This window comes from Pseudomonas sp. 43NM1 (assembly GCF_002836905.1).
In the GTDB taxonomy this organism is placed as follows: Bacteria; Pseudomonadota; Gammaproteobacteria; order Pseudomonadales; family Pseudomonadaceae; genus Aquipseudomonas; species Aquipseudomonas prosekii.
On record NZ_MKGS01000058.1, the window covers coordinates 74,214 to 85,676 of the forward strand.

Annotated in this window: 13 protein-coding genes and 1 pseudogene; 6 read left to right on the forward strand and 8 right to left on the reverse strand. The window is 58.1% G+C overall.

Features of this window, described 5'->3' with window-relative positions; all coding sequences use genetic code 11:
* Positions 1-18: 18 nt before the first annotated feature.
* The 4 genes from BI292_RS07485 to BI292_RS07500 all read left to right on the forward strand — a co-directional run bounded on the left by BI292_RS07485 (position 19) and on the right by BI292_RS07500 (position 3,486).
* The gene (locus tag BI292_RS07485; protein WP_101207486.1) at positions 19-1,851 is read left to right on the forward strand and encodes a penicillin-binding protein activator; all 1,833 of its coding nucleotides are present in this window, start codon (positions 19-21) and stop codon (positions 1,849-1,851) included.
* Positions 1,851-2,213 carry a YraN family protein gene (locus tag BI292_RS07490; RefSeq protein WP_101207487.1) on the forward strand — a complete coding sequence of 121 codons (363 nt, stop codon included), beginning with the start codon at positions 1,851-1,853 and terminating at the stop codon, positions 2,211-2,213. Before BI292_RS07485 ends, BI292_RS07490 begins: the two co-directional genes overlap by 1 nt.
* Before the next feature lie 104 nt (positions 2,214-2,317).
* On the forward strand, positions 2,318-2,911 hold the full coding sequence (locus BI292_RS07495) for a phosphoheptose isomerase (RefSeq protein ID WP_003216190.1): 594 nt from the start codon (positions 2,318-2,320) through the stop codon (positions 2,909-2,911).
* Positions 2,908-3,486 (forward strand): BON domain-containing protein, encoded by a 579-nt coding sequence (locus BI292_RS07500; protein WP_092278185.1) that lies wholly within the window; start codon positions 2,908-2,910, stop codon positions 3,484-3,486. The genes BI292_RS07495 and BI292_RS07500 overlap by 4 nt, the downstream gene beginning before the upstream one ends.
* A gap of 113 nt (positions 3,487-3,599) precedes the next feature.
* Here the strand turns inward: BI292_RS07500 and BI292_RS07505 are convergent, their stop codons facing one another.
* From BI292_RS07505 to rplM, 7 genes are all read right to left on the reverse strand, one after another.
* Positions 3,600-4,013 carry a ClpXP protease specificity-enhancing factor gene (locus BI292_RS07505; protein WP_092278183.1) on the reverse strand — a complete coding sequence of 138 codons (414 nt, stop codon included), beginning with the start codon at positions 4,011-4,013 and terminating at the stop codon, positions 3,600-3,602.
* A gap of 16 nt (positions 4,014-4,029) precedes the next feature.
* On the reverse strand, positions 4,030-4,647 hold the full coding sequence (locus BI292_RS07510) for a glutathione S-transferase N-terminal domain-containing protein (protein ID WP_047303097.1): 618 nt from the start codon (positions 4,645-4,647) through the stop codon (positions 4,030-4,032).
* A 148-nt stretch (positions 4,648-4,795) separates the two neighbouring features.
* Positions 4,796-5,575 (reverse strand): cytochrome c1, encoded by a 780-nt coding sequence (locus tag BI292_RS07515; protein ID WP_092278181.1) that lies wholly within the window; start codon positions 5,573-5,575, stop codon positions 4,796-4,798.
* Positions 5,575-6,786: a cytochrome bc complex cytochrome b subunit gene (locus BI292_RS07520; protein WP_101207488.1), complete on the reverse strand. Its 1,212-nt coding sequence runs from the start codon at positions 6,784-6,786 to the stop codon at positions 5,575-5,577. The genes BI292_RS07515 and BI292_RS07520 overlap by 1 nt, the downstream gene beginning before the upstream one ends.
* On the reverse strand, positions 6,786-7,379 hold the full coding sequence (gene petA, locus BI292_RS07525; RefSeq protein WP_092278177.1) for a ubiquinol-cytochrome c reductase iron-sulfur subunit: 594 nt from the start codon (positions 7,377-7,379) through the stop codon (positions 6,786-6,788). The genes BI292_RS07520 and petA overlap by 1 nt, the downstream gene beginning before the upstream one ends.
* 267 nt (positions 7,380-7,646) lie before the next feature.
* Positions 7,647-8,039 carry a 30S ribosomal protein S9 gene (gene rpsI, locus BI292_RS07530; protein WP_003216038.1) on the reverse strand — a complete coding sequence of 131 codons (393 nt, stop codon included), beginning with the start codon at positions 8,037-8,039 and terminating at the stop codon, positions 7,647-7,649.
* A 14-nt stretch (positions 8,040-8,053) separates the two neighbouring features.
* On the reverse strand, positions 8,054-8,482 hold the full coding sequence (gene rplM, locus BI292_RS07535; RefSeq protein WP_101207489.1) for a 50S ribosomal protein L13: 429 nt from the start codon (positions 8,480-8,482) through the stop codon (positions 8,054-8,056).
* A 248-nt stretch (positions 8,483-8,730) separates the two neighbouring features.
* Between rplM and BI292_RS07540 the strand changes: the two genes are divergently transcribed.
* Complete coding sequence (locus tag BI292_RS07540; protein WP_101207490.1) at positions 8,731-9,771, forward strand: NADP(H)-dependent aldo-keto reductase; 1,041 nt, start codon at positions 8,731-8,733, stop codon at positions 9,769-9,771.
* Between the two features lie 103 nt (positions 9,772-9,874).
* Here the strand turns inward: BI292_RS07540 and BI292_RS07545 are convergent, their stop codons facing one another.
* Positions 9,875-11,011: an acyl-CoA dehydrogenase family protein gene (locus BI292_RS07545; protein ID WP_092278171.1), complete on the reverse strand. Its 1,137-nt coding sequence runs from the start codon at positions 11,009-11,011 to the stop codon at positions 9,875-9,877.
* 145 nt (positions 11,012-11,156) lie between these two features.
* Here BI292_RS07545 and BI292_RS07550 point away from each other — a divergent pair.
* Positions 11,157-11,463 (forward strand): annotated as a pseudogene (locus tag BI292_RS07550) (GlxA family transcriptional regulator); the annotation flags it as partial.

The following is an 11,463-nucleotide window of genomic DNA, read 5'->3' on the forward strand; positions in this document are numbered from 1 at the left end:
AGTATCGGGAACACTTACATGATCGCTTGCCTGCGGCTGTTATCTGCCCTCTGCCTCGCTGCCTTGCTGGCGGCTTGCGCCAGCTCGCCCTCCTCCAGCCTTGGCGAACTTCCACGGACCCCGGACGCCAGCATCGAGCAACTGCTCGAAAAAGCTGCGCAAAGCAAAACCCCGGAACAAGCTGCGCTGTTTCGCCTGAGCGCGGCAGACCTGGCTTACAAACAGGGGAATGCCGGCCAGTCCGCGCAAATCCTGCAACAAGTGCCAATCGAGCAACTGAAGCCGGGCCAACAGGTGTTCGCCAGTACGCTGGCGGCCGAGCTGGCAATGACGCGCAATCAGCCGAAAGCAGCGCTGACCGCCCTCAGCCATCCGAGCCTGCAACGCTTGGGTGAACTGCCGGTCGAGCAACAAGTACGCACCGGCACCGTTCACGCCCGCGCCCTTGAAGCTGATGGTCAGACCCTCGCCGCTGCACGCGAGCGCATCTTTATTGCGCCGATGCTCGAAGGTGAAGCCGCCGCCAAGAACCACGAAGCGATCTGGACCTTGATCGCCTCGTTGCCTACCGATCAATTGCAGCCGACCACCACCGACGACCTCGGCGGCTGGATCAGCCTGGCGCTGGCAGTGAAAACTGCCGGTACGCTGGAACAGCAGCAAGCGGCGATCGACACCTGGCGCGCGCAGAATCCAAAACACCCCGCCGCCGTGCAATTGCCACTGCCGCTGACCAAGCTCAAGGAACTGGCCAGCCAGCCCCTGAGCAAGATCGCCGTGCTGCTGCCTCAGGCAGATGGCCCGTTGGCCGCGGTCAGCAAAGCGCTGCGTGAAGGCTTCATGGCCGCGCACTATCAGGCCCAACAAGCCGGGCAGCAGCTGCCAGCCATCGTTTTCTACGACAGCTCGAAGATGACCTCGCAACCACCGCAAATGTCGCTGGACGAGTTCTATCGCAAGGCTCAGGCCGACGGCGTGCAATTGGTTGTGGGTCCGCTGGAGAAGCCGCTGGTCAAACAGCTCAGCGCTCGCCCGCAATTGCCGATCACCACCCTCGCGCTGAACTACAGCGAAGGCGAACAAGGTCCGGCGCAGCTGTTCCAGTTTGGTCTGGCGGCTGAAGACGAAGCGCGCGAAGTGTCGCGCCGTGCTCGCGCCGACGGCCTGCATCGCGCCGCCGCCATGGTGCCGAAAGGCGAATGGGGCGACCGCGTACTGAAGGCATTCAGCCAGGACTGGCAGGCCAACGGTGGCAGCATCGTCGCCGTCGAACGCGTTGATCAGCCGGTGCAACTGGCCCAGCAGATCGCTGACATGTTCAAGCTGCGTCAGAGCGAAGGTCGCGCCAAGTCCCTGCAAAGCACAGTTGGCTCGCAAGTCGCGGCCCAGCCTTCGCGCAGCCAGGACATCGAGTTCATCTTCCTCGCTGCCACTCCGCAACAGGCGCAGCAGATCAAGCCGACCCTGAACTTCCAATACGCGGGCGACGTGCCGGTCTACGCCACGTCCCACGTGTTCAGCGCCAGCGGTGACGTCAATCAGTACAACGACATGAACGGCGTGCGCTTCTGCGAAACGCCTTGGCTGCTGGATGCCAACGATCCGTTGCGCAAACAGGTCACCGCACAATGGCCACAAGCCGCTGGCAGCCTCGGCCGACTCTACGCGATGGGCGTTGACGCGTATCGCCTGGCGCCACGCCTGGGCCAACTCAAGGCCCTGCCGGACAGCCGCATCGAAGGTGAGTCGGGCAGCCTCGGCATGACGCAGAACCAACGCGTAGTCCGCCAGTTGCCTTGGGCGCAGTTTGTCAGCGGTCAGGTTCAACGCCTGCCGGACACCCCGCGCTGATGCCTGACAGGTCACGCCAGCAAAGCGGCAAGGATGCCGAGCGCCATGCGCTCGAGCATCTGCAACAACACGGTCTGCGCCTGCTGGCGCAGAACTGGTTGTGCAAACGCGGCGAGCTTGATCTGGTCATGCTTGATGGCGATACAGTAGTATTCGTTGAAGTCCGCTACCGAAAAAACACTCAATGGGGCGGCGCGCTCGATAGCATCGATGGGCGCAAACGGCAGAAACTGATTTTCGCCGCGCAGTATTTTCTTCAGCGCGAGTCGCGTTGGGCCAATTCCCCTTGCCGCTTCGACGTGGTTGCCATCGACAGCAGCCTTGAGCAGTTGAACTGGTTGCAGAATGCCTTCGACAGCTGATCGCTTGCACCCCGAACCGGACACCTTCACCCAACACTTTTGCTCTTTGCTTTGCGGGCTGCACATTCTTGTGCCAGGTAGCCGCGCTAATTAAGGTCACACAGATGGACATGCAATCCCGAATTCGCCAGCTTTTTCAGGCCAGTATCGACACCAAGCAGCAGGCGATGGACGTACTTGCACCGCACATCGAGCAAGCCAGCCAGGTGATGGTCAACGCCCTGCTCAACGAGGGCAAAATGCTTTCCTGCGGCAACGGCGGTTCTGCCGGTGATGCCCAGCACTTCTCTTCGGAGCTGCTCAACCGCTTCGAGCGTGAACGTCCGAGCCTGCCAGCCATCGCGCTGACCACCGACACCTCGACGATCACCTCGATTGCCAACGATTACAGCTACAACGAAATCTTCTCCAAACAGATCCGCGCGCTCGGCCAGCCGGGCGATGTGTTGCTGGCGATTTCCACCAGCGGCAACTCGGCGAATATTATTCAAGCGATCCAGGCCGCACATGATCGCGAAATGATTGTCGTAGCATTGACGGGTCGCGATGGCGGCGGCATGGCGTCGCTGCTTTTGCCTGAGGACGTCGAGATTCGCGTCCCGGCCAACGTCACTGCACGTATCCAGGAAGTTCACCTGCTGGCGATCCATTGCTTATGCGACTTGATCGACAGCCAACTGTTCGGGAGTGAAGAATGACCCCTAATCGCCTAGGCCTTCTGGCCTTGACCCTGTGCCTCGGCATCAGCGGCTGCACCTCGGTGGTTAAAGCCAGCCGTGAAGCGCCGATCGAAGATGACCGTGGCACGCGTACCTTCGGCAGCAAAATCGACGACTCGCTGATCGACACCAAGGTCGGCGTCAACGTCGCCAAGGCCGATCCGGCACTCGATAACGACTCGCACATCGTCGTCACCAGCTTCAACGGCGTCGTGCTGCTGGCCGGGCAAACGCCTACCGCCGACTTGAAAGCCAAGGCTGAACAGGCGGCTTCCGCCGTGCAACGCGTGAAGAAAGTCCACAACGAGCTGCAAGTGCTGCCGCCGTCCGGCTTCATCGCTCGTCAGAATGACGCGTGGCTGACCACCAAAATCAAAACCCAGATGCTCGCCGACGCCAACATCCCCGGCTCGCGCATTAAGGTTGTGACGGAAAACGGCATCGTTTATCTGCTGGGCCTGCTGACCAAACAGGAAGCCACTCAGGCGACCAATCTGGTGCAGAGCGTTGCTGGTGTGCAGAAGATCGTCAAATTATTCGAATACATCGACTGACACCCCTCCTGCAGGAACCAGACTTGCCGGCGATGGCGATTCCAAGTACGCCATCGCGAGCAAGCTTTGCTCCTACTGAAATAAAAAAGGCGATCCTCTCGGATCGCCTTTTTTTATTTCACCACTTTCAAACTGGGTCGACCGCTGGGACGCGGCGGTTCGTTGTCGGGTGGCGGCAGTTCATCATCCGGCTCGATCTCGTCGTCGTCTTCCAGAGGCGACTCCAGATCGAACACCATGCCTTGGCCATTCTCCCGGGCGTAAATGCCCAGGATCGAAGCGATAGGCACGAACAGAGTATGCGGGACGCCACCGAAGCGCCCTTCGAAGCTGACCGCTTCGTTGTCCATGTGCAAATGACGCACGGCTGCCGGCGATACGTTCAGGACAATCTGGCCGTCACTGGCAAAACCTTGTGGCACCTGCACCGACGGATATTCGGAATTGACCAGCATGTGCGGGGTGCAATCGTTATCAACAATCCACTCGTAGAGCGCGCGGACCAGATAAGGTCGACTGGAGTTCATAGCGGCTCCTTAAGCCTTAGCGCATATCGCGTTCGACGCCAGACAGACTCGCCTGGAAAGCCTCACGCGCGAAAGAGCGCTCCATGTAATCAAGCAGCGGCTTGGCTGGCCGCGGCAGTTCAATACCCAGAATCGGCAAACGCCAGAGTATTGGTAATAGGCAGCAATCCACCAGACTTTGTTCCTCGCTGAGGAAAAACGGCTTGTCGGCGAACAACGGCGACACGCCTGTCAGGCTTTCGCGCAGCTCTTTGCGAGCAACAACGCGGGCAGCTTCCTTGGACTTGGGATCCAGGATCAGATCCACCAGGCCACACCAGTCACGCTGAATCCGATGAATCAACAGACGACTGTTCGCACGCGCTACAGGGTAAACCGGCAGTAAAGGCGGGTGCGGGTAACGCTCATCCAGATATTCCATCACCACGGTCGACTCCCACAACGCCAGGTCACGATCGACCAGGGTGGGCAAGCTGCCGTAAGGGTTCACTTCGATCAATTTAGGCGGCTGACGACCAGCCTCCACGTAAATGATCTCGGCGCTGACACCCTTCTCTGCGAGCACGATGCGTACTCGGTGGGAATAGTGGTCGGCGGGGTCGGAGTAACAGGCCAACCGATTGGTCACGCCCATGGCGGTCCTCCTCGCTTGTAGAAATTATCGTAAGCGGAAAAACGAGCGCGCCCAGAGGGCGCCTCCCGTAACGTCTGCATGCAGACTCGTTACACCTTCAGAGGCGCCCTTGGGCGCGCGCGATTAACAGCAATTGCTTGAAGCTTTATCAGTGCACATCTTTCCAGTATTCGCGCTTGAGCAAGTAAGCGAATACGAAGAAGAACGCGAGGTACAACAGAACATACGTACCAATGCGCTGATGCTGCAGCTTAACCGGGTTAGCCGAGTAAGCGAGGAAGGTTACCAGATTCTTGACCTTCTCATCGAACTGCTCTTCGGTCAGGGTCCCGGTTTTCGGCACGATGGTCATTTGATCGCACGCTTCATGGGTCAGAGGCGTACCGGTCAGCGGATCATATTGCTTCTTGCCATCCTCGACGACCTGCACCTGTTTGCAGCCAATCACCTGACGACCTTGCAGGCCGACGAGCACGTTAGGCATGCCGACGTTCGGGAACACCTTGTTGTTCACGCCCCACGGACGCGATGGATCTTCATAGAACGAACGCAGGTAACCGTAGAGCCAGTCGGTGCCACGTACACGTGCCACCAGCGTCAGGTCTGGCGGTGCGGCACCGAACCAGGTCTTGGCGTCTGCCGGCTGCATGCCGATGTTCATGTGGTCGCCGATCTTGGCGCCGGTGAACACCAGATTGCTCAGCATCAGATCGTGAGGAATCCCCAGATCGTCGGCCACGCGCTCATAGCGCTGGAACTTGGCACTGTGGCAACCCATGCAATAGTTGGCGAACGTACGTGCACCATCCTGCATGGCCGCTTTATCGGAAACGTCGATGTCGACACTTTCCAGTTCCGCACCGTGTTCGGCAGCGAAAGAGAACACAGGCAAAGCAGCAAGAATCAGTACAGCAAATAGCTTTTTCATCAGCCAGTCACCCTTTCCGGAACCGGTTTGGTCTTCTCGAGCCTGGTGTAGAACGGCATCAGAATGAAGTAGGCGAAGTACAGGAAGGTACACACCTGCGACAGCAACGTGCGCCCTGGCGTTGGGGCCAATACGCCCAGTACACCGAGGATCACGAACGAAATGCAGAACAGCCACAGCCAGATTTTGCTCAGCCAGCCCTTGTAGCGCATCGACTTGACCGGACTTCGGTCGAGCCACGGCAGGACGAACAGCACCGCAATCGCCGCGCCCATGGCGATAACGCCAAGGAGCTTGTCCGGGATCGCCCGCAAGACTGCGTAGAACGGCGTGAAGTACCAGACCGGAGCGATGTGCTCTGGGGTCTTGAAGGCGTTGGCCACTTCAAAGTTCGGCTTCTCGAGGAAGTAACCGCCCATTTCCGGGAAGAAGAACACGATCGAGCAGAAGATGAACAGGAACACCACGACACCGACGATATCTTTCACGGTGTAGTACGGGTGGAAGGCAATGCCATCCAGCGGTACGCCGTTCTCGTCCTTGTATTTCTTGATGTCGACGCCGTCCGGGTTGTTCGAGCCGACTTCGTGCAGCGCCAGAACGTGCAACACCACCAGACCGAGAATCACGATCGGCAGGGCGACAACGTGTAGCGCGAAGAAGCGGTTCAGGGTGATCCCGGAAATCAGGTAGTCACCACGAATCCACTGGGTCAGGTCGTCGCCGATGACCGGAATCGCGCCGAACAGCGAGATGATCACCTGGGCGCCCCAGTACGACATCTGGCCCCACGGCAGCAGGTAACCCATGAACGCTTCAGCCATCAGCGCCAGGTAGATCAACATGCCGAAGACCCACACCAACTCACGCGGCTTCTGATACGAACCGTAGAGCAAGCCACGGAACATGTGCAGATAGACCACGATGAAGAACGCCGAGGCGCCGGTGGAGTGCAACAGACGCAGGATCGAGCCGTACTCGACGTCGCGCATGATGTATTCGACGGAGGCAAACGCTTCTTCCGCCGACGGGGTGTAACTCATGGTCAGCCAGACACCAGTGACGATCTGGTTGACCAGAACGAGCAGTGCGAGGGAACCAAAGAAATAGAAGAAGTTGAAGTTCTTCGGGGCGTAGTACTTGCTGAGATGGTCTTCCCACATTTTGGTCGCGGGAAAGCGCGCATCAACCCAATCCATGAACTTGCTCATCACGCTTTCTCCGTATCGACGCCAATGACAATGATGTCATCGGTCTCATAGGAATGCGGGGGAACTGGCAGGTTCAAAGGCGCAGGTTGCGACTTGTAGACGCGGCCAGCCAGATCGTAGTGGGAACCGTGGCAAGGGCAGAAATAACCGCCCACCCAGTCTTTGCCCAGATCAGCAGGTGCCACTTCAGGGCGGAAAGTCGGCGAGCAACCCAGGTGCGTGCAGATACCGATCAGCAGCAGAACCTCTGGCTTGATCGAACGCGTTTCTGGATCGACGTAGGTCGGTTGTGTCGAGTTCTTGGAGGCAGGGTCAGATAACTGGCCCTCGATCTTTTTCAGATTGCCCAGGATTTCCTCGGTTCGGCGGACAATGAACACCGGCTGACCGCGCCACTCAGCAATCATCTGCTGACCTGGTTCGATTTTGCTGACATTCACCTTCACCGGTGCACCTGCGGCTTTCGCCTTGGCACTGGGAAACCATGACCCCACGAACGGGACCGCAGCCCCCACCGCTCCTGCAGCACCCACCACGGATGTGGCTGCTACCAAGAAGCGACGCCGGCCTGCATTCACGCCGTCATTGCTCATTCAGTCCTCTCCCATCAGCTTTGTGGCCTGTTAAATCAGGCATCTACTAAGTTAAATCTATGTACTTATAAAAATTTTGCCGAATGGTAATGAAAAGCCCCAATCCTGACAAGGTAATTACCCAAGGGCTCCAGTGCCAAGCCTTGCAGTATAGGGGCTCTACGGCTGTGGCAAGTTGTCACAGCGCAATTCTTTGATAAAACGCAGGCATAAAAAAACGCCCGGCTCCGTGAGGAGCAGGGCGTTCTTTTTGAACGTGTAAGCGAATTAACGCTTCGAGTACTGCGGACGCTTACGCGCTTTACGCAGACCAACTTTCTTACGTTCAACTTCACGAGCATCGCGAGTAACGAAGCCAGCTTTGCGCAGAGCGCCACGCAGGGTTTCGTCGTACTGCATCAGTGCGCGAGTGATACCGTGGCGGATTGCGCCAGCTTGACCACTTACACCACCACCGATCACGGTGACGTAGATGTCGAACTTCTCGACAGTCTCAGTCAGTTCCAGCGGCTGACGAACTACCATGCGGGCAGTTTCGCGGCCGAAGAAATTTTCCAGGGTGCGGTTGTTGATGGAGATGTTACCAGTACCCGGACGCAGGAAAACGCGTGCGGTTGCGGTCTTGCGACGGCCAGTGCCGTAATTTTGAGTCGCCGACATAATGAACTATTCCGTTAAAACTTCAGTTCTTGGGGCTGCTGAGCAGCATGAGGGTGAGCAGCGCCCGCATAGACTTTCAGCTTGCGATACATGTCGCGACCCAGTGGGCCCTTCGGCAGCATACCTTTAACCGCGATCTCGATCGGGGATTCAGGCTTCTTGGCGATCAGTTTTTCGAAGCTGATCGACTTGATGCCACCCGGGAAACCGGAGTGGGAGTAGTAGATTTTGTCGGTGGTTTTAGCACCGGTTACACGAATCTGCTCGGCATTGATAACGACGATGTAATCGCCGGTGTCAACGTGAGGAGTGTACTCAGCTTTATGCTTGCCACGCAGACGGCTCGCGATTTCGGTAGCCAGACGACCCAGGGTCTGACCAGCGGCGTCGACGACAAACCAGTCGCGCACAACTGTTTCTGGTTTTGCAGTAAAAGTTGTCATTCTTTAATAGCCTCAGGGGCCGCCCTGTAAATTAGACGGCGGATCTTACTGAATAGTGCGTGCTTTGACAAGTCAAAGGCAGCCGGATACAGACGCTATCGGGGGCTCGGGTCGGCGCGTCCGTTCAACGGCAAGATCTCTTCGGCAGGCGGCGCATCACTTCCACTGCATAAAGAGGTGGGCAATTATGCAGATTGCGAAAAAATATTCAACCTGCTTTTATGATTGTTTTGCCCAAGGAGCACCCGATGGATTATCGACAGCTAGGCCGAACCGATCTGAACGTGAGTGCAATCTGCCTCGGAACCATGACCTGGGGCGAGCAAAACAGCGAGGCTGAAGCCTTCGCCCAGATTGAACGGGCCAAGAGCGCCGGGATCAATTTCATCGATACCGCCGAAATGTACCCGGTGCCACCCAAGGCCGAAACCTACGCCACCACCGAGCGCTACATCGGCAATTACTTCAAGAGTCGCGGCGATCGTGCCGACTGGATCCTCGCCAGCAAGATCGCCGGCCCGGGCAACACCATCGACTACATTCGCGACAAAAACCTGCGCCACAACCGCCAGCACATCACCGAAGCCGTGGACGCCAGCCTCAAGCGCCTGCAGACCGACTACATCGATCTCTATCAATTGCACTGGCCGGAACGCAGCACCAATTTCTTCGGCCAGTTGGGCTACAAGCACAAGATCGAAGCCAACCTGACGCCGCTCGAAGACACCCTCGAAGCGCTCAACGAACAGGTCAAGGCCGGCAAAATCCGCCACATCGGCCTGTCCAACGAAACGCCGTGGGGCACCATGCGTTTCCTCGCGCTGGCCGAAGCCCGTGGCTGGCCGCGTGCGGTGTCGATCCAGAACCCGTACAACCTGCTGAACCGCAGCTTCGAAGTCGGCCTGGCGGAAATCGCCATTCGCGAACAGTGCGGTTTGCTGGCCTATTCGCCGCTGGCGTTTGGTTTCCTGTCGGGCAAGTACGAAGGTGGCGCGCGTCCGCCGAAGGGTCGTCTGAGCCTCTACAGCCGCTTCAGCCGCTATTTCAATGCGCAATCCGAGGCAGCGTGCAGCCGTTACGTGGCTTTGGCGCGTGAGCATGGTCTGGACCCGGCGCAGATGGCGTTGGCCTTCGTCACCCAGCAACCGTTCGTGACCAGCAACATTATTGGTGCGACCACGCTGGAGCAACTCGACAGCAACATCGCCAGTTTCGACCTGAAACTTTCCGATGAAGTGCTGGCGGGAATCGAAGCGATTCACAAGGATCATCCGAACCCGGCGCCTTGATCGATTCAAAACCCCAATCGCGAGCAAGCTCGGCCCCACATTGGAATGCGATCAAATGTGGGAGCGAGCTTGCTCGCGAAGGCGCCCGCCCAGCCACCTCAGGTCAAAGCGACCGCGCAATAATCTCCTTCATGATTTCGTTGGTCCCCGCATAAATCCGCTGCACCCGCGCATCCGCCCACGCCCGCGCGACCGGGTACTCCCACATAAATCCGTAACCGCCGTGCAACTGCACGCATTCATCAAGCACCTTGCATTGCAGGTCGGTGCCCCAGTATTTGGCCATCGCTGCGGTTGGCACATCGAGCTTGCCCTGCAAGTGCAACTCCAGGCACTTGTCGACAAAAACCCGGCCAATCTGAATCTCGGTGGCCATCTCGGCAAGTTTGAAACGGGTGTTCTGGAAATCCGCAATCGCTTTGCCGAACGCTTTGCGCTCGCGGGTGTAATCCAGCGTCCATTGCAGCGCCGCCTCGGCCGAAGCCAGTCCGCCAATGGCCACCGTCAGCCGTTCCTGCGGCAATTCCTGCATCAGATAAGCGAACCCCATCCCGGCCTGACCCAAAAGGTTTTCCTTGGGCACGCGCACGTCCTGGAAGAACAATTCCGAGGTGTCCTGAGCCTTCATTCCGACTTTTTCCAGACGCTTGCCCTTGGCAAAACCCGGTGTATCGGCTTCGACCAGAAACAGGCTGGTGCCCTTGGCGCCGGCCTTCGGATCGGTCTTGGCGACGACGATCACCAAGTCCGCGAGATAACCGTTGGTGATAAAGGTTTTCGAACCGTTGATCACGTACTCATCGCCATCCAGCACCGCCGTGGTTTTCACCCCTTGCAGGTCGGAACCGGCGCCCGGCTCGGTCATGGCAATCGCCGTAACCATCTCGCCCGAGACCAGTTTCGGCAGGTATTTGTGCTTCAGCGCTTCGCTGCCGTAATGCAGGATGTACGGCGCGACAATATCCGAATGCAGCGAAAAACCGATCCCGGTCAGGCCCAGACGGCCAACCTCTTCAATCACCACTGTGCTGTAGAGGAAGTCCGCGCCGAGCCCGCCATATTCCTCCGGCAGATGCGAACAGAGCATCCCCGCCTCCCCTGCCTTGTTCCACAGCTGGCGGTCGATGTAGCCCTGTTTTTCCCATTGCCCATGGAACGGCACGGCCTCTTTTTCGAGGAACGTTCGCACACTGTCGCGAAAGAGTTCGTGCTCGGAGCTGAACAAGGTTCTGGGGATCATGCGGCACCTGTGGTTTTTATTAGCCGGGATTGACCTCCAGAGCCTAAGCCGCAGTCGCGCTACAGGACACTGGACACATCAGACAAAAAATAAGACGATCCAGCCGTCTGGTGACCACTTTCCCCTATAAGAATAAAGTTGAATTATGTCTAACCAAGTCTCCACGCCCCTGCGGCGCGTCAGTATCCTGGCTATCGACCGGGTTTTCGCTTCCACCCTCATGCAAGCCAAGGATTTCTTCCACTTGGCCAGCCTGCGCTACGGCAAGCAGCTGGGCCACGGCCTGACACCGGCGTTCGAAACCCGCCTGGTCAGCCCCGACGGCAAACCGGTGAACAGCTTCAGCGATGTGATCATGCCGGTCGACGGCGGCCTCGAAAACGCTGACATCATCGTCCTCCCGGCCTTCTGGGACGACTTCGACACACTCTGCAAACGTTATCCACAAGTGC

Excerpts from the sequence above, each read along its gene's own strand:
- BI292_RS07485 (WP_101207486.1), top strand. The coding sequence starts at position 19 with ATGATCGCTTGCCTGCGGCTGTTATCTGCCCTCTGCCTCGCTGCCTTG.
- BI292_RS07490 (WP_101207487.1), top strand. The coding sequence starts at position 1,851 with ATGCCTGACAGGTCACGCCAGCAAAGCGGCAAGGATGCCGAGCGCCAT.
- BI292_RS07495 (WP_003216190.1), top strand. The coding sequence starts at position 2,318 with ATGGACATGCAATCCCGAATTCGCCAGCTTTTTCAGGCCAGTATCGAC.
- BI292_RS07500 (WP_092278185.1), top strand. The coding sequence starts at position 2,908 with ATGACCCCTAATCGCCTAGGCCTTCTGGCCTTGACCCTGTGCCTCGGC.
- BI292_RS07505 (WP_092278183.1), bottom strand. The coding sequence starts at position 4,013 with ATGAACTCCAGTCGACCTTATCTGGTCCGCGCGCTCTACGAGTGGATT.
- BI292_RS07510 (WP_047303097.1), bottom strand. The coding sequence starts at position 4,647 with ATGGGCGTGACCAATCGGTTGGCCTGTTACTCCGACCCCGCCGACCAC.
- BI292_RS07515 (WP_092278181.1), bottom strand. The coding sequence starts at position 5,575 with ATGAAAAAGCTATTTGCTGTACTGATTCTTGCTGCTTTGCCTGTGTTC.
- BI292_RS07520 (WP_101207488.1), bottom strand. The coding sequence starts at position 6,786 with ATGAGCAAGTTCATGGATTGGGTTGATGCGCGCTTTCCCGCGACCAAA.
- petA (WP_092278177.1), bottom strand. The coding sequence starts at position 7,379 with ATGAGCAATGACGGCGTGAATGCAGGCCGGCGTCGCTTCTTGGTAGCA.
- rpsI (WP_003216038.1), bottom strand. The coding sequence starts at position 8,039 with ATGTCGGCGACTCAAAATTACGGCACTGGCCGTCGCAAGACCGCAACC.
- rplM (WP_101207489.1), bottom strand. The coding sequence starts at position 8,482 with ATGACAACTTTTACTGCAAAACCAGAAACAGTTGTGCGCGACTGGTTT.
- BI292_RS07540 (WP_101207490.1), top strand. The coding sequence starts at position 8,731 with ATGGATTATCGACAGCTAGGCCGAACCGATCTGAACGTGAGTGCAATC.
- BI292_RS07545 (WP_092278171.1), bottom strand. The coding sequence starts at position 11,011 with ATGATCCCCAGAACCTTGTTCAGCTCCGAGCACGAACTCTTTCGCGAC.